Origin of the sequence: Kitasatospora sp. NPDC059462 (assembly GCF_042749955.1) — a bacterium.
Classification (GTDB): Bacteria; Actinomycetota; Actinomycetes; order Streptomycetales; family Streptomycetaceae; genus Kitasatospora.
In genome coordinates this window covers 1-17,457 of the sequence record NZ_JBHYUU010000013.1, presented here as the reverse complement: position 1 = coordinate 17,457, position 17,457 = coordinate 1, and the positions used below count along the sequence as shown (strand labels likewise).

12 protein-coding genes are annotated in these 17,457 nt (G+C 73.6%); 11 read left to right on the top strand and 1 reads right to left on the bottom strand.

The annotated features are described in order from the left end of the window. Positions 1–18: 18 nt before the first annotated feature. Positions 19–2,829, bottom strand: a complete 2,811-nt coding sequence (locus tag ACFXAM_RS06020) for a type I polyketide synthase (protein WP_380287844.1) — start codon at positions 2,827–2,829, stop codon at positions 19–21. Positions 2,830–3,103: 274 nt separating this feature from the next. On the opposite strand from ACFXAM_RS06020, the gene ACFXAM_RS06015 reads away from it, so the two are divergent. The 11 genes from ACFXAM_RS06015 to ACFXAM_RS05965 all read left to right on the top strand — a co-directional run bounded on the left by ACFXAM_RS06015 (position 3,104) and on the right by ACFXAM_RS05965 (position 17,382). Continuing rightward, on the top strand, positions 3,104–4,117 hold the full coding sequence (locus tag ACFXAM_RS06015) for a hypothetical protein (protein ID WP_380287842.1): 1,014 nt from the start codon (positions 3,104–3,106) through the stop codon (positions 4,115–4,117). Positions 4,118–4,413: 296 nt separating this feature from the next. After that, complete coding sequence (locus ACFXAM_RS06010; RefSeq protein WP_380287840.1) at positions 4,414–5,283, top strand: hypothetical protein; 870 nt, start codon at positions 4,414–4,416, stop codon at positions 5,281–5,283. 14 nt (positions 5,284–5,297) lie between these two features. Continuing rightward, positions 5,298–6,179 (top strand): diiron oxygenase, encoded by an 882-nt coding sequence (locus ACFXAM_RS06005; protein WP_380287838.1) that lies wholly within the window; start codon positions 5,298–5,300, stop codon positions 6,177–6,179. After that, positions 6,176–6,421: an acyl carrier protein gene (locus ACFXAM_RS06000; RefSeq protein WP_380287836.1), complete on the top strand. Its 246-nt coding sequence runs from the start codon at positions 6,176–6,178 to the stop codon at positions 6,419–6,421. The genes ACFXAM_RS06005 and ACFXAM_RS06000 overlap by 4 nt, the downstream gene beginning before the upstream one ends. Beyond that, positions 6,421–7,248, top strand: a complete 828-nt coding sequence (locus ACFXAM_RS05995) for a hypothetical protein (protein WP_380287834.1) — start codon at positions 6,421–6,423, stop codon at positions 7,246–7,248. The genes ACFXAM_RS06000 and ACFXAM_RS05995 overlap by 1 nt, the downstream gene beginning before the upstream one ends. Then, positions 7,248–8,231, top strand: coding sequence for an NAD(P)H-dependent flavin oxidoreductase (locus tag ACFXAM_RS05990; protein ID WP_380287832.1), 984 nt, complete (start codon positions 7,248–7,250; stop codon positions 8,229–8,231). Before ACFXAM_RS05995 ends, ACFXAM_RS05990 begins: the two co-directional genes overlap by 1 nt. A gap of 4 nt (positions 8,232–8,235) precedes the next feature. Then, positions 8,236–9,102 (top strand): alpha/beta fold hydrolase, encoded by an 867-nt coding sequence (locus ACFXAM_RS05985; protein WP_380287830.1) that lies wholly within the window; start codon positions 8,236–8,238, stop codon positions 9,100–9,102. After that, positions 9,095–9,349 carry a hypothetical protein gene (locus ACFXAM_RS05980; RefSeq protein WP_380287828.1) on the top strand — a complete coding sequence of 85 codons (255 nt, stop codon included), beginning with the start codon at positions 9,095–9,097 and terminating at the stop codon, positions 9,347–9,349. Before ACFXAM_RS05985 ends, ACFXAM_RS05980 begins: the two co-directional genes overlap by 8 nt. A gap of 68 nt (positions 9,350–9,417) precedes the next feature. Next, positions 9,418–9,951: a 4'-phosphopantetheinyl transferase superfamily protein gene (locus ACFXAM_RS05975; RefSeq protein WP_380287826.1), complete on the top strand. Its 534-nt coding sequence runs from the start codon at positions 9,418–9,420 to the stop codon at positions 9,949–9,951. A 12-nt stretch (positions 9,952–9,963) separates the two neighbouring features. Beyond that, a complete protein-coding gene (locus ACFXAM_RS05970; RefSeq protein WP_380287824.1) occupies positions 9,964–16,227 on the top strand; it encodes an SDR family NAD(P)-dependent oxidoreductase in 6,264 nt (2,087 codons plus the stop codon). A 36-nt stretch (positions 16,228–16,263) separates the two neighbouring features. Beyond that, positions 16,264–17,382: a thioester reductase domain-containing protein gene (locus tag ACFXAM_RS05965; protein ID WP_380287822.1), complete on the top strand. Its 1,119-nt coding sequence runs from the start codon at positions 16,264–16,266 to the stop codon at positions 17,380–17,382. The last annotated feature ends 75 nt before the right edge of the window (positions 17,383–17,457 follow it).

The following is a 17,457-nucleotide window of genomic DNA, read 5'->3' as shown; positions in this document are numbered from 1 at the left end:
ATGCCTGCCTTCCTGGCGTTAGAGGATGAGTTCTTCGACGTCGCCGGCGGCCTCGGGCGCCTCGTCGCCGGACACGACGAGACGCTGGGCCGCGAGCGAGCGGCAGACCAGGTCGACGATGTCCGCGACGGTGGTGTCACCGAGCAGGCGCTGCGGCGGGACGTCCACGAGGAGTTCCGTGCGGAACTGGTCCCTGAGCCGCATCGCACGCAGTGAGTCCAGGCCGAGTTCTCCCAGCCGGGAGTCGGGGAACCGGGCGCGCAGCTCGTCCCGGCCGGCCGCGGCCGGCCCGGTCATCGCGGACACCCGGTCGAACAGGAGGTCGGTGAGTGCCTGCCCGGCCGTCCGCGGCTCCTCGACGGCGAGCCGCGACAGCGCGTCGGCGTCCCACCGGAGGGTCTCCTGCGGTTCGGCGTCCCGCGGCCCGGGGGCCGCCGGGAGCGCGGGGTCCTGGGCGCTCTGCGGGTCGATCCAGTACCGGCTGCGCCGGAACGGGTAGCCGGGCAGACCGGTCCGCCGGGCGCCGGTCGCGGTGAAGGCGGTCTGCCACGAGACCGCCGCCCCGGCCGTCCAGGCCCCGGCGAGCAGGTCCAGCACCGCCTCGGGGGTGGTGAGGGCGCCCGGGTCGAGCACCAGGCAGACCGTCGCGCCGCGCTCCCGCGCCAGGGCCGGCAGGTCCACGGCCGCGGCGTGCAGGAAGTCGCCCTTCGCCCAGTGGCCCGGGTCGTCCGGCGCGGCGGGGGAGACGACGGTGAGGTCCGGGGCCGCGTAGCCGATCCGGTCGGCGACGGCCCGCAGTCCGTCCGCGGCGCCGTCCGCACCCTCCGCCGCCCGGGAGGCCGCGGCCGCGAGCGCGGCGGCGTCCTCCGTCGACAGCACGCCGGCGGCGCAGGCCGCGGCGATCTCGCCGATCCCCGCGCCGGCGACGATCTGCGGCGCCGGCCCGAACGAGCACAGCAGCCGGTGGAGCGCGAGCTGGAGCGCGAACGCCGCGGCGCCCCGGTGGGCCGTCAGCGGCCCGCCGAGCGAGGCCTCCAGCCGGGTGCGCAGGTCCTCGTACGCCTCGGCGAAGACGGGGAAGCGCCCGGCCAGCGCCCGGGCCTGGTCGCCGGAGCCCGGCTCGCCGCCGGTGAAGAGCACCGCCGGCGTCGCGGTCGCGGCCGTGCCGGTGACCAGGCCGGGTGCCTGCTCGCCGCGGGCCAGCGCCGCGAGCGCGGCGAGCAGGCCGTCGCGGGAGGTGCCCACGCAGACCGCGCGGTGCCGGAGGCCGGCCCGGGTCCGGGCGAGCGAGGTCCCGATGTCCGCGGCGGAGGGGTCCGGCCGGGCGGACACGACGGCGGAGAGCTCCGCGGCCATGGCGCGCAGCGCCGGTTCGGTCCTCGCCGACAGCACCCAGGGCGTGGCGAGGTCCGCCGCGCCGCCGGGCGCCGCGGCGGGCTCCTCCGCCGCCGGGGCCTGCTCGACGATCAGGTGGGCGTTGGTGCCGCTGATGCCGAACGAGGAGACGCCCGCCCGCCGGGGGCGGCCCCGGTCCGGCCACGGCGCCGCCTCGCTCGCCAGCACGACCGTGCCGGCGGACCAGTCGACATGGGTGGACGGCCGGTCGACGTGCAGCGTCCGCGCGTGCACTCCCGCGCGGATGGACATCACCGTCGTGATCACGCCCGCCACCCCGGACGCGCACTGGGTGTGGCCGATGTTCGACTTGACCGACCCCAGCCGCAGCGGCCGGTCGGCCGTCCTGGACTCGCCGTAGGTGGCGATGACGGCCTCGGCCTCGATCGAGTCGCCCAGCGCCGTGCCGGTCCCGTGCCCCTCCACCGCGTCCACCTGGTCGGGGGTGAGTCCGGAGGTCTCCAGCGCCCGGCGGATGACCGCCTCCTGCGCCGAACGGCTCGGCGAGGTCAGGCCGTTGGTCGCGCCGTCCTGGTTGACCGCGGACCCGCGGATCACCGCGAGCACCTCGTGGCCCTCGCGCTGCGCCACCGACAGGCGCTCCAGCACCAGCAGTCCGGCGCCCTCGCCGAAGCCCATGCCGTCCGCGGCGGCCGCGAAGGGCTTGCACCGTCCGTCCCCGGCGAGCGCGCCGCGGCGGGCGAACTCCACGACGACGTCCGGGGTGGCCATGATCGTGACGCCGCCGGCCAGCGCGAGCTCGCAGTCGCCGCGCCGCAGGGCCTGGCAGGCCAGGTGGACGGCGACCAGCGAGGACGAGCACGCCGTGTCGACGCTGATGGCCGGCCCGTGCAGTCCCAGGTGGTAGGCGACCCGGCCGGAGGTCGTGCTCGGGGCGCCGCCGACGACCAGCTGGCCCGCGACGTCCGCCGGGAGGGCGGCCTGCGCGCCGGCACCGTAGTGGGAGTAGGAGACGCCGGCGTAGACGCCGGTCTGCGTGCCGCGCAGGGCGGCCGGATCCAGCCCGGCGTGCTCCACCGCGTCCCACGCGGTCTCCAGGAGCAGCCGCTGCTGCGGGTCCATCGCCAGCGCCTCGTGCTCGCCGAGGCCGAAGAACCCGGCGTCGAAGAGGTCGGCGCCCGCGACGAACCCGCCCTGGTGCGCGGCCGGCGCCGCACCGGCGTCCGGACCGGACAGGCCGACGGCGCCCCAGCCCCGGTCCTGCGGGAACGGCGAAATGCCGTCGCCCTCTCCGGCCACGAACCGCCACAGCTCCTCCGGGGAGCGCAGACCGGGGGGAAGGCGGCAGCCCATGCCGACGACCGCGATCGGTTCGTTCTCCCTGAGTTCGGCCTCGCGCAGTCTCCGGGTGGCGCGCTGGAGTTCACCGGTGGCCTTCTTCAGGTACTGACGCAGCTTCTCTTCATCAGCCATCGGTCGTGCGGCTCCCCTGTGAATTGTCCGGCCCAATTGGCGCACCCGGAGGGAATGGTTCACGCTCGCGCGGATTCCCCGTCGAACGTACTGCGCGGGCCTGCCCCCTGATACCCCACCGTTACCCCTACGTGCGGCTCTCACCTGGACGGCTAAGGGTGTGTTAGGGGTTGATCGGGCATCGGCGGCCGGGTAGCAAGAGATAGTCGCGGCGGATCGTCGCCGCGGGGTATTTCATCAGGGCGTTCAAGTGGGAGAAGAGGGCGAAAAGCCGATGGCTGAACAGGGCAATGGGCTGAGCATCAAGGCGGCGGTGGCCTGGTACCCGGCCGACAAGGAGACCGTGCCCGAGGGGTTCGGCCCGGAGGACATCGAGCGCATCGGTGTGACCGAACTGGCCGTCTCGAACGAGCTGGCGGCGCCGGAGATGGCCGTGCTGGCCGCGCGCGAGGCGATCGCGGGCAGCGGGGTGGAGGCCGGCGCCATCGGCCACCTGCTGCACTCGAACCTCTACCACCAGGGCTTCGACGTCTGGTCGCCGGCCCACTACATCGCGCAGGAGTCGGGGGCCGTCGCCGGCCTGCCGATCAACGTGCAGCAGACCTGCAACGGCGCCGCGCTGGCGCTGCACCTCGCGGCCGTGCTGCTGAGCGCCACGCCGGACTCGGACGCGGCCCTCGTCACGGCCGCGGACCGGTTCTGCGGGCCCGGCTTCGACCGCTGGCGCAGCGACGACGAGGCCGTCTACGGGGACTCGGGCGTCGCGGTGGTGCTCGGGCGCAGCGGCGGGGGCAACGACCTGCTGGACCTGCTGGCGCTGGAGATGGGCGCCGACCCGGCGTTCGAGATCCAGATGCGCGGCGACGACGCGTTCGGCCCCGCCCCGCTCCACCACGGCGCCCCGGTGGACCTGGTGCGTCCCAACAACGTCTTCCGGGCCTCGGGCCAGGCGGCGCAGCTCGGCAAGAGCGGGGTCGAGAAGCTGTTCGGCGCCGCGCAGCGGGCGATGGCCAAGGCCGGCGTCACGCCGGAGGACATCCGCTGCGTCACGATCCCGCGGCTCACCAGGCACATGCGCGAGAACGTGTTCAAGCCCGGCATCGACCTGCTCCTCGGCCGCCGGCCGGAGTACCTGGAGCACGACACCGGCTGCCTGGGCCCGGCGGAGTACCTGGCGGACCTGGCGGAGATCGCGGAGGCGCTGGAGCCCGGCGAGGTCGGCATGCTCGTCCAGGGCGGCGGTGGATTCACCTTCTCCTGCACGATCGTCCGACGGTCGGCGAACTGAATCCGACGTTCCGAAAAATGCTGATCGCCTCGGCGGGACCCTGTCCCGGTGGGGCGTTCTGCCATTTCCTTTTTCATTGTGAAGAATGCACGGGTCAATGTGCGGGATGAATCTTTCGGGAATTATCCGCGCGCTGTATCGTCGGAAGAGTCATTGAGGATCCGAGCGTCGAACCTGCCTTGGGGAGATGGACTGTGCCGGGCCAGCCTGTAGTGGTGGAAGTACCCTGGGAAAGGGTCGCGAACTCCATCGAATTCATTCCCGCAGAATATTCCGAGCGGATTCAGCCGGAATCGGTGGCGCAGGAGATGCTGCGCTGCGGGCCTGCGGAGATCGACCGGCTCGTCGCCGCGGGCCTCCCCTTCGAGGAGCGGGACGGCGTCCGCTGCTTCGACCCGAACGACCTCTACAACCTCGGCATGTACTCCGACACCTCGCAGACGCAGCCGGAGCTCGCGTTCCGGATGCTGTTCCGCTTCGCGGGCCGGCCCGTGGACGCCCTGCTGCGCGACAAGACCTGGGACTTCCAGGTCCGGCTGGAGTGCCCGGACTGCGAGGGCGAGGCGCCCTGGCGCCTGGAGGAGCCGGACATCGCGCGCTTCGGCGGCGTCGTCGCCGACGTGACGCGGCCGGAGCCCGGGGCGGGGGCGGCCACCTGGACGGCCACGGTGACCACCACGGGTGCCCACACCCCGGTGGTCTCCCCGGTCCTGCGGGAGCTGACCGCCGACTACCTGGCGGCCGGCTACCGCTGGCAGATGATCCCGGTGCCGATGCAGGCCGACTACCGGCTGGTGCACCAGCTGGGCGCGACCAGCTGCATCGCGGCCAGCCTGCTGCTGGCCGAGCGGTTCCGGGAGGCCGGCTACCGGGCCGAGGCCCGGCGGGGCTGGTTCTGCGGGGTGCTCGGCGGCGCCCTCGACCTGCCGCACGCCAGCGTCGAGCTGGAGGACGACGACGGCAAGGTCAAGACCATCGACATCGCGAAGTCGCAGCTGGCCGCCCGGCTCCCGGGGAACACCGGCGAGTTCCGGGAGCTGTGCCTCGGGTCGATCTACAACAAAGTCATTCCGTCCACGGCGCAGGGCAACGCCCCCCTGGGCCATCACGAGTGCGGCTCGCGGACGCCGCTCCACGTGCGCGCGGACATCCGATCGGTGCGTTGAGGAGACGATTGCACATGGCGATACGTGAAATCGAGCCGGTCGTACTGGACCTGGACCGGCTGGAGCAGATGGCCGAGTCCGGCTACTACAACCCCTACACGATCTTCGAGTGGCCCGACGCGATCGAGTCCGACATGCCGTGGATGAGCGAGAGCCTGACCACGCTCGCCGGCACGGAGATGTGGGACGAGCTGACCCGCGAACAGCAGCTCGCGCTCACCAGGTTCGAGGCCGTCAACTTCTTCAGCCTCAACATCCACGGCATCCGGGAGCTGCTGAGCGAGGTGGTGATGCGCATCCACGAGCGCACCTACGCCGGCGTCTCCGAGTTCCTCCACCACTTCATCGGCGAAGAGAACGAGCACATGTGGTTCTTCGCCCAGTTCTGCCTGCGCTACGGCGGCAAGCTGTACCCGGCGCAGCCGAAGCTGCAGGCCGACTCGGTGGACCACCTCTCGCCGCTCGCCCGTGAACTGGTCGTGTTCGCCCGGGTCCTGATCTTCGAGGAGATCGTCGACCACTTCAACGCCCACATGGCGACCGACATGACGCTGCCCCACATCGCCCGCGAGGTGAACCGGGTCCACCACCAGGACGAGAGCCGTCACGTCGCCTTCGGCCGGATGATGTTCACCAACCTGCTGGAGCAGGTGAAGCGGAACAACCCCGACGAGGTCCCGCTGATCGCCGAGTACCTGGAGGGCTACCTCCAGTACAGCATCGCCACCCTCTACAACCCCGCCGCCTACCGCGACGCCGGAATCCCGGACGCGCTGGCGCTGCGTCGCCGCGCCCTGGAGCACCCCGCCCGCCAGGAAGCGCACGAGCGGATTCTCAAGCGGACCCGCAAGTTCCTGGCGAAGTCGGGCGTGAGCCTCAAGGAGCCGGTCGAGTGAGTGCCGAAGCCATGAAGGGCGTGCACGAGTTCATTCTGGTCCGCAACCCCGGGCTCGAAAAGCTCGACGGCGACCTGGACCTGATCGACAGCCGGGCGATCAACTCGCTCGCCTTCGTCGAGTTCATCTTCCTGCTGGAGGAGCTGACCGGCGAGCAGATCGACCCCGAGGACGTCGACCTGGACGACTTCCGCACCCTCGACGCGATCGAAGCGCGTTTCTTCAGCCGGAAGGCGGCCTGATGACCACGGTATCCGACAACGGCCTGGGCGTTCTCGACGCGGGCCAGCTGCGCCTGCTGAGGGCGCTGGACGCGGCGTTCCTGCGCCTGGCCGACGGCTGGCAGGCACCGGAGTTCCGGTTCCCGTTCCTGATCCGCGCCCAGGACCTGGACCGCTTCGACTACTTCGACAACTTCCCGCACCTGGGCCTGGCCGCCACCCGGCTCGACCCGGCGCGCCTCGGCAAGCTGCTGGCCGAGGCCGAGCGGCCGCTCGACCGCGTCCCGCCCGGGATCATGGAGCCGACCGCGTTCGCGCTGCCGTCCGCGGCCTGCTACGCCATCTACCTGGACCTGGCCGGCCGCACGCTGCCCGACGCCGGGGTGCTGCGCACCACCGTCGCCACCTGCTTCCGCAACGAGGACCACTACGACGGCCTGCAGCGGCTGCTCGGCTTCTCCATGCGCGAGATCGTCTTCATCGGCCCGGAGGACGGCGCCAAGGAGCACCTGCGCCGGGCCAAGGAGACCGTGCTGGCGCTGCTGGACCGGCTCGGCCTGGACGTCCGGGTCGAGGTGGCCACCGACCCGTTCTTCGACAAGAACAGCGGCAAGGCCAAGATGCAGCGGCTCTTCCCGGTCAAGGAGGAGTTCGTCGTCAACGGCCTCGCGATCGGCTCGATCAACTACCACCGCAACTTCTTCGGCGAGCGGTGCTCCATCCAGGCCGGCGACGACACGGCGCACACCAGCTGCCTGGCCTTCGGGCTGGAGCGCTGGGTGCACACCCTGACCCAGCGCTTCGGCGACACCGCCGCCGCGCTGGCCGCCGTGGAGAGCCTGGGCTGATGCGCGTCACGTTGGCCGAGAAGCTCGGGATCCGGGTGAGCCTGCTGCAGTCGGGGATGGGCGGCGTCGCGGGCCCGGACCTGGCCTGCGCGGTGTCCGAGGCCGGCGCGGCGGGCTGCGCGGGCGGCTACAAGCTGGTCGGCGACGCGCTGTCGGCGATGCTCGGGCGGCTGGTCGCGGGGACCGGCCTGCCGGTCGGGGTGAACCTGATCGAGGAGGTCGTCGGGCCGCGGACGCTCGTCGAGCAGGTCGAGCAGGTGCTCGACGAGACGCCGCCGCACGTGTACCTCTCGCTCTTCGGCCCGGCCGAGGACGCCGTGCTGAAGCGGATCACCGACGCGGGGCGCCGGCTCGTCGTCCAGGTCGGGACGGTCGAGGAGGGGCTGCGCGCGGCCGGGCACGACGCGGTCGTCGTGGTGCAGGGCACCCAGGCCGGCGGTCACCTCCTCGGCACGGCCCACCGGGACGCCCTGGTCGGCGAGCTGCGGACGCTGCTGCCCGACGCCTGCCTGGTCGCGGCGGGCGGGATCGGCTCCCCGCGGGCGGCGGCCGAGGCGGTCGCCGCCGGCGCCGACGGCGTGCTGCTCGGCACCGCCTTCGTGGTCGCCCGCGAGTCGATGGCCCACCCGTACTTCAAGTCGGCGGTCTGCGACGCCGTCGAGGACGACACGGTCATCACCGACGTGTACGAGATCGGGTGGCCGGGCCGGCGGCACCGCGTCCTCGCGACGGACGTCACCCGCGACCCGGACCAGCCCAAGAACTTCATCGGCCGCACCGTGGTGGAGGGCAAGCCCTACGTGGTGCCGCGGTTCAGCGCCGCGGTGCCGACCGTCGCCACCAGCGGCCGCATCGAGGAGATGGCGATGTACTGCGGTCTCTCCTGCGGCGACATCGCACAGGAGGTTCCGGCCGCCGACATCGTCGCCGGATTCGCTCGCACGCTCCCGGGCCCCGGGGCCCTCGAAGCAGGGAAAGGATAGAACCATGCCAGGGTACGAGAACCTGTCCCGCCTGGACCTCACGTACCGCGAGGACGTTCCTCGGGTCCGGACGCGGGAAGGGGTGGAGATCTACTACGAGTCCCGTGGTGAGGGCACCCCGATCACGCTGCTCAACGCCTTCTTCCTGACCAGCCCCTCGTGGCGGGTCTTCACCGAGCAGCTGGAGAAGGACTACCGCCTCGTCAGCTACGACCTGTGCAACCACGGCGCGTCCTCGCACGTCGCCGAGGAGCCCACCTGGGACGAGCACATGGCCGACCTGATCGGGCTGCTGGACGCGCTGGAGATCGAGTCGACGTACCTCGTCGGCGTGTCCACCTCCACCATCCTGGCGCGCGACATGGCGATCAAGCACCCGGACCGGATCAAGGGCATCGTGCTCGCGGGCCCGGTCTTCGGCCCCAAGGGCATGCGGCGCCAGCGCCAGATCCAGCGGGCGTGGCTGCGCACCCTGGAGACCCACGGCATCGCCGCGCTCTACGAGCACCTCTACCCGGAGGTCTTCAGCGCCGAGATGAACGAGTTCCTCGGCTCCCCGGGCTTCCTCGGCTTCCGCGAGGCCTTCTCGGCGCTCTCCACCGTCGAGGACCTCGGCAACGGCCTGCGCCGCTCCATGAAGGACGACCACAAGCCGGAGCTGCTCGCCGGCATCGAGGCGCCCGCGCTGGTCGTCGTCGGCGACGACGACTTCCTGCTCAGCCCCACCGGTGCCCGCCAGCTGGCCGAGCAGTTCCCGAACGGCCGCGCCGAGGTCATGCCCACCGCCGGCCACGTGCCGTACGTGGACGACGCCGAGACGTTCCAGGACCTGGTCCACGCCTTCATCCAGGGAGTGGACACGGATGCCTGAGCAGGCGGCCGAGGTGCGGCTGCGCATCAGGGAGCTGCTCGTCGGGCTGTTCACCGACGCGGGCTTCCTGGCGGCCGTCCCCGACTCCGCATCGCTGCGACAGGCGGGGGTCTCCTCGAACGCCCTGGTCAGCCTGCTGGTGGCGATGGAGGACGACTTCGGCTTCGAGTGGGACGACGACGTCCGCCCGGAGGTCCTGCGTTCCATCGACTCGCTCGCCGACCACGTGCTGGCGCTGCGGGTCTGAGACCGACGGTGGCCGCGTTGGAGCTCCCGGCCGGAGTGCCCCCAGACCTCCGCGCCGCCTGGAGCCCGGTGCGGCCGCCGTACGGGCCGGCCGAGGAGTTCGCGGCCGGCCGTCGTGCCGCCTCGGCGGCGCTGGCCGCGGCCGGCGCCGCCGACCGGGTGGTGCCGCGGGATCCCGACGGACGGCCGCGCTTCCCGCGCGGATTCGCCGGCTCGATCTCGCACACCGGCCGGCTGGCCGTCGCGGTGGTCGCCCCCGCCGCCGCGGCGGTCGGCGTCGACATCGAGGACGCGGTCATCGGCCCCCGCGTCACCCGTTTCGTGCTGCGCGAATCCGAGCGGCACGCTCTGCTCGCGCCGCGGGCGGGATTCACCTCACGTGAGCTCTTCGCCGCCAAGGAAGCCGCTTTCAAAGCGCTCCACGGCCCGGAGACCCAAAACGACCTGTTGTTCTGGCATGTCGGGCTCAGCCGATCCGGCGACGCACTGGAAGCGTCCTACCGCGGCGCGCGGGTGCCGGTATGGGTCCGTTCCGAGCCGGAACTCTCCATCGCTGTGGCATTTCTGCATCACCCCAACGTACAGACCACAGATGAATTCTGAGAAGGAGTCGTCGTGTCGGACCCGAGGGACATAGCGGTCATCGGCATCGGGTGCCGATTTCCGGGCGGAGTGGATTCGCCGGAGGCATTGTGGGACCTGATCGAGCGCGGAGGCGACGCGATCACCGAGATCCCGGCCGACCGGTGGGACGCCGAGGAGTACTACGACCCCGAGCAGGGCGTGCCAGGCCGCTCGGTGTCCCGGTGGGGAGGCTTCCTCACCGACATCGCCGGATTCGACGCGAAGTTCTTCAAGCTCAGTGAGCGTGAGGCGCTGGCGACCGACCCGCAGCACCGGGTGCTGCTGGAGACCGCCTGGGAGGCCGTCGAGCACGCCGGCATTCAGCCGTCCGCGCTGGCGGGCACGCGCACCGGCGTCTTCGTCGGCATGGCCCACATCGACTACGCGCTGGCCAGCCACGGGCCCCAGGAGCAGGAGCAGGTCCACCCGTACGGGTTCACCGGCCCCGCCCTGAGCATGGGCTCCGGCCGGATCGCGTTCGCGCTGGACCTCGCCGGTCCGGCCCTGAGCATCGACACCGCCTGCTCCTCGGGCCTGATGTCGGTGCACCTCGCGGTCCAGAGCATCCGCAGCGGCGAGAGCGACATGGCGCTCGCCGGCGGCTGCATGCTCATGCTCGTCCCGGAGGCGGCGACGTCCGCGTCCGGTCTCGGCATGCTCTCGCCCACCGGCCGCTGCCGGCCGTTCGACCAGGGCGCGGACGGCTTCGTCCGCTCCGAGGGCTGCGGCATCGTGCTGCTCAAGCGCGCCAGCGACGCGGTGGCCGACGGCGACCGCATCCTCGCGATCATCAAGGGCGTCGCCTCCAACCAGGACGGCCGCACCGAGACGGTCACCATGCCCTCGGAGTCCGCCCAGGTGGCCGTCCACCGGGCGGCCCTCGCCGACGCGGGCGTCGCGGCCGAGAGCGTCGGCCTCATCCAGGCCCACGGCACCGGCACCCCGGTCGGCGACCCGATCGAGTTCCGGGCCCTCGCCGAGGTGTACGGCCGCGGCGACGACGCGTGCGCCGTCAGCTCGGTGAAGTCCAACATCGGCCACACCGAGTCCGCGGCGGGCGCGGCGGGCCTGATCACCGCGGTCCTCGCGCTGCAGCACGGCGTGGTGCCGGGGACGCTGCACCTGAAGGAGCTCAACAAGGAGATCAGCCCGCTCGACACCCAGCTGTTCGTGCCGGCCGGGATGCAGTCCTGGCCGGTCGGGCAGGGCCCGCGCCGCGCGGCGGTCTCCTCCTTCGGCATGTCGGGCACCAACGCCCACGTGATCCTCGAAGAGGCGCCGGCCGTCGCCGAGGCGCCGGCCCCCGAGCCGGAGGACGGCCCGCAGCGGCGGCTGTTCCCGCTCTCGGCCACCTCCGCCGAGGAGCTCGCGCCGACCGCGGAGCGCATCGCGGACTGGCTGGACGCCCACGAGGACACGGCGCTGGCCGACCTCGGCCGCACCCTCGCCCGCAGCCGCGAGCACCGCGGCGTGCGGACCGCCGTGATCGCCACCGACCGCGCCGAGCTGCTCGCCGGCTTGCGCGGCATCGGCGAGCAGGTCGCCGAGCGCCCCCCGGCGCCGGTGGTCGGCGACGACTCGCGCGGCCCCGTCTGGCTCTTCTCCGGCCAGGGCTCCCAGTGGGCCGGCATGGGCGCCCAGCTCCTGGAGACCGAGCCGCAGTTCGCCGCGATGGTGGCCGAGGTCGAGCCGCTCGTCCAGCGGGAGTCCGGCTTCTCGGTGACCGAGGCGATGACCCGGCCCGAGACGGTCACCGGCATCGACCGCGTGCAGCCGACCCTGTTCGCCATGCAGGTCGCCCTCGCCGCGGCCTGGCGGGCGGCCGGGGTGCGCCCCGGCGCGGTCATCGGGCACTCGCTCGGCGAGGTCGCGGCCGCCGTCGTCGCCGGAGCGCTCTCGCTGGACGACGGCGTCAAGGTGATCTGCCGCCGCTCCAAGCTGTGCGCCAGGCTCGCCGGCGCGGGCGCGATGGCCTCCATCGAGCTGCCCGCCGCCACCCTGGAGAAGGAACTCGCCGCGTTCGACGACGTCGTCGTCTCCGTCATCGCCTCGCCGGAGTCCACCGTCATCGGCGGCGCCACCGAGCGGGTGCGCGGCCTGGTCGCGGAGTACGAGCGCCGCGGCGTGCTCGCCCGCGAGGTGGCCGTCGACGTCGCCTCGCATTCCCCGCAGGTGGACCCGATCCTGGACGAGCTCGCCGAGGTGCTCGCCGACCTCGACCCGGCCACCGGGACGGTGCCGTTCTACGGGACCGCCCTGGACGACCCGCGGGCCCGGCCGTCCTTCGACGCCGAGTACTGGGTCAACAACCTGCGCCGCGCCGTGCGCTTCGGCAGCGCGGTGACCGCCGCGCTCGACGACGGCCACCGCGTGTTCCTGGAGCTCTCCCCGCACCCGCTGCTGACCCGCGCGGTGGACCAGTGCGCCCGCTCCGCCAGCCTGCCGGCCGCCGCCATCGCGAGCATGCGCCGCGGCCAGGAGACCCCGAACGGCCTGCTCAACGCCCTCGTCGAGGTGCACGCGGCCGGCGGCGGCGTCGACTTCGCCACCCTCCACCCGGACGGCGGGCTGGTCGACGCCCCGCTGCCGACCTGGACCCGCCAGCACCTGCTGGTGCGGACCGGCCAGTCGCGGCCCGCCCACACCGTCAAGATCCACCCGCTGCTGGGTGTGCACGTCCGCCTCGACGAGGACGAGGAGCGCCACGCCTGGCAGTCCGACGTCGGCACCGCCGTGCTGCCCTGGATGACCGACCACCGGGTCCGGGACGTCGCCGCCTACCCGGGCGCGGGGCACTGCGAGTCCGCGCTCAGCGCCGCCGCCGAGGCCTTCGGGCCCGGCGCGGAGGTCCACGGCCTCGGCTTCGAGCGCATGCTGCTGCTCAGCGGCCACACCGAGGTCACCACGACCGCGGCCGTGGAGATCCCGGGGCGGGCGCAGTGGGAGGCGTCCATCACCGAGAACGACGAGCGCTCCCGCCTCGCCTCGGCCACCCTGCACAGCGCGCCGGCGGACCGGGTCGAGCCCGTCCCGCTGGACATCGACCTGCTGCTGGAGGAACACACCGAGCAGGTCTCCGGCGACGAGCTGCGCAGCACCCTGACCGAGCGCGGCATCCAGTACGGCCCCGCCTTCCAGGGCGCCGTCACCGCCCACCGGCGCGCGACGCCGGACGGCGACCAGACGGTCCTCGCCGAGGTCGCGCTCCCGTCCCAGCTGCGCAGCTCGCAGGACGGCTTCCTCGTCCACCCGGCCCTGCTGGACGCCTGCTTCCAGTGCGTCGCCGCGCTGCCCGCCGTCTCCGGCGAGGGCGGGGGCGGCCTGCTGCTCCCGCTGGAGGTGCAGCGGCTCCAGGTCTGGTCGCCGGCCGGCACCGCCGGGTACTGCTTCGTCCGGCTGCGCTCCAGCGACAGCAACCGGGTGATCGCCGACCTCCAGCTGACCGACAAGTACGGCTCGGTGCTGCTGAGCGTCGACGGCCTGGTCATGGGCACCAGCGCCGGGGACGAGGAGAACGCCGGCCAGCTGCTCAACGAGCGCCTGCTCACCATCGGCTGGCAGCAGGCGGAGCTGTCGGACGCCCCGGCGAAGGCCGCCACCGCGCCGTGGCTGATCCTGGCCCCGGCCGGGAGCGCGCCCGAGGAGCTCGCGGAGGCGCTGCGGGACCAGGGCGGCACGTGCGTGGTCCGGCCGTGGCCGGCCGCCGGCACCCGGCCGACGGTGTCCGACACGACCTGGCACGGCGTCGTCCTGCTCTGCCCGCCGCCCACCGGGCTCGCCGGTGCGGACGCCATCGCCCGCGGCCGCGAGCTGATCGGCTCGGTCGTCGAGGTGGCGCAGGAGCTGGCCGCCGGCGACGGCGCCCCGCCCCGGCTCTACGGCATCACCCAGGGCGCGCAGCCGGTGCTGCCGGGCGACCAGGTCAACCTCGAACACGCCGCGATCCGCGGCCTGTTCCGGGTCATCGGCGCCGAGTTCGCCGACCTGCGGGTCACCCAGATCGACGTCGACGCCGATCCCGACCGGGGCTCGGTGGCGAAGAGCCTGGCGGCGGAGCTCACCTCGGACACGGCCGAGGACGAGACCGCCTGGCGCGCCGGCCGCTGGTACACCGCGCGGCTCCAGCACACGCCGCTCGCCGCCGACGAGCGCCGGTCGGCCGCGGTCGGCCGCGAGGACGACGGCGTGCGGATGGAGATCCGCCGGCCCGGCGACCTGGACACGCTGGAACTGACGCTGGTCGGCCGCCGCGCCCCCGGCGCGGGCCAGATCGAGATCGAGATCGGCGCCGCGAGCGTCAACTTCCACGACGTCCTGTTCGCCCACGGCAACTACTTCGCCTTCGAGGGGGTGACGCCGGCGCTCGGCGTCGACTGCGCGGGCACCGTCGTGCGGGTCGGCGAGGGCGTCACCGAGTTCCGGGCCGGCGACCGGGTGATGACCGGCGCCGCCACCGAGGGCGCCTGGGGCACCCACGCCACCCTCGACGCGGCGCTGGCGGCACCGCTGCCGGCCGGCCTGAGCGTCGAGGAGGGCGCGGCCGTCCCCGCCGTCTACGCCACCGTCTGGTACGGGCTGATGGACCTGGCCCGGCTGCGCGCCGGCGAGCGGGTGCTGATCCACTCGGCCACCGGCGGCACGGGGCAGGCGGCCATGGCGGTCGCCCGCCACGTCGGGGCGGAGATCTACGCGACGGCCGGCAGCGAGGAGCGCCGGGAGTGGCTGCGCGCCCAGGGCGTCCAGCACGTCTACGACTCCCGCAGCCTGGAGTTCGCCGAGCAGATCCGCGAGGACACCGGCGGCGCCGGCGTCGACGTGGTGCTCAACTCGCTGACCGGGGCCGCGCAGCGCGCCAGCCTCGACCTGCTCGCCTTCGGCGGCCGCTTCGTCGAGATCGGCAAGCGGGACATCTACCGCGACGGCAAGCTGGGCCTGGCGCCCTTCCGCCGCAACCTGGCCTTCTTCAGCGTCGACCTCGAACTGATGGCCGTCGCCGACCCGGCCCGGCTCGGCCGTCTGCTGCGGGAGGTCTCCGAGCGGATGGCGGCCGGGGAGCTGGCGCCGCCGATGGCGACCGCGTTCCCGCTGGCCGACGCGGCGACCGCGATCCGTCAGATGGCCTCCGCCCAGCACATGGGCAAGCTCGTGCTCACCACGGCGGTGGAGCCGGGCACGGCGGCGGTGCTCCCGCCGGAGCGGGTCCCGGTGTTCCGTGCCGACAGCGCGTACATCATCACCGGCGGCCTGGGCGGCCTCGGCCTGCGCCTGGCCCGCCACCTCGCCGCGGCCGGCGCCGGCCGGCTGGTGCTCAACGCCCGGTCCGCGCCCGGCGAGTCGGTGCTCCGCGAGATCCAGGCGATGCGCGACGCCGGCACCGAGGTGCACATCGAGCGCGGGGACATCGCGGACCCCGGGACCGCCGAACGGCTGGCGGCCGCGGCCCGGGCCACCGGGCTGGCGGTGCGCGGCGTCCTGCACGCCGCGGCCGTGGTCGAGGACGCGACCGTCCCGAGCATCACGCCCGAACTGCTCGACCGGGACTGGGCGCCGAAGACCTACGGCGCCTGGTACCTCCACCAGGCCACCGCCGAGGACGACCTGGACTGGTTCTGCACCTTCTCGTCGGCCGCCGCACTGCTGGGCTCGCCCGGCCAGGGCGCCTACGCCGCCGCCAACAGCTGGCTCGACGGCTTCGCGGCCTGGCGGCACGCCAAGGGCCTGCCGGCGACCACGATCGCCTGGGGCGCCTGGGGCGAGATCGGCCAGGGCGCCGTCCTCGCGGAGGCCGGGGACACCACCATGATCACCCCGGAGGAGGGCACCTACGCCTTCGACGCCCTCCTGCGCCACACCCGGGTCCACACCGGCTACCTCCCGCTCGCCCGGGCGCCGTGGCTGACCGCGCTCGCCAAGCGCAGCCCGTTCGCCGAGGCGTTCCAGGACAACCGCGGCGACCAGGCGCAGTCCTCGGAGCTGCGGCTGGAGTTCGAGGCGCTCCCGGCGGAGGAGCGGCTCGGCTGGCTGCGCCGCTTCGTCGCGGGCGAGGCCGCGGCGATCGTCCGGGGCTCCGTCGACCCGAGCCGGCCGTTCAACGACTACGGCCTGGACTCGCTCGGCAACCTGGAGCTGCGCACCCGGATCGAGACCAACCTCGGCATCCGCATCGCCCCCAAGGCGGTGGCCGAGAACAACTCGGCCCAGGCGCTGGCCCAGCACCTGGCGGACCTCATCGGCAACACGCCGGCCGGCAGCTGAGCCGCCGTCCCCGTCGGCGCAACCCCTGGGGGAAGCATGACCGCGATCGTCCTGTCCGGTGCGACCGGATCACTCGGCGGCCACCTGGCCGCAGCCCTGCTCGACCTGCCCCACTCCGTCATCCACTGCCTGGTCCGGGCCAAGGACCCCGCGGCCGCCGACCGGCGGCTGCGGGCCCGGATGGCCGAGGTCGGCACCGACGACCCGGCCCGGCTGGTCGCCGTGCCGGCCAACCTGGAGGCCCCCCGGCTGGGCCTGGCTCCGCAGGCCTGGAGCCGGCTGACCGACGAGGTCACCGAGGTGTTCCACTGCGCCGCCTCGGTCCACCTCACCGCGCCGTACCAGCAGCTCGCGCCCGCCAACGTCGGCGGCACGCGGGAGCTGCTGGAGCTGGCCACGGCCGTCGGCGAACGCCGGGGCACCGCGGTCCGGTTCCACTACGTCTCGACGCTCGCGGTCTTCCTCGACGCGATCCGCGCCGGGATCGACGTGGTGGACGAGTCCACCCGGCCGTCCATGGACACCGCGGGGGAGCTCGGCTACCCGCGCTCCAAGGTCGCCGCCGAACGCGCGGTGCGCCGTGCCGCCGACAACGGGGTCGTCGGCACGATCTACCGCCCCGGGCTGGTCACCGGACACTCGGTGACCGGCGACACCTCCACCTCGGACCTGCTGATGCCGGTGCTGCGCGCCGCCGTCGCGATCGGCTGCGCGCCGGACGACGCGGAGGCGGTGCCCGGGGAGGCGGTCGACCTCGTCGCGCGCCACATCACCCGGCTCTCCGTCGACGCGCGCGGGGACGAGGCCTACCACCTGGTCAGGCCCCGGCCGGTGTCGCTGATGCACGGCATCGAGGCGCTGCGCCGGGCCGGGTACCGGCTGGAGGAGGTTCCGCGCGACACGTGGTGGGAGCTCGCGGCGCAGCGCCGCGAGGACCCGGAGGTCGCCCCGCTGATCCACCTGGGGGCGATCGGCCGCCGGATGCTGGGGCTGGAGCCGGCGTACCCGCCGCCGCCGGTCCACAGCGACCACACCTACGACACCCTGCGCCGCTCGTTCCCGGAGCCGGTGGCGCTCGACGAGTCCTTCTTCGACCGGCTGGTCGCCAACGGACTCAGCCGGTTCGCCCCGCTGCCGCAGGCACAGGGGGTCTGAGCCGGTCCCGGTGAGGGCCCTTCCGGCCGGTGCGGACGACGACGTCCGCACCGGTCCGGGAGGGCCCTTGCGGCG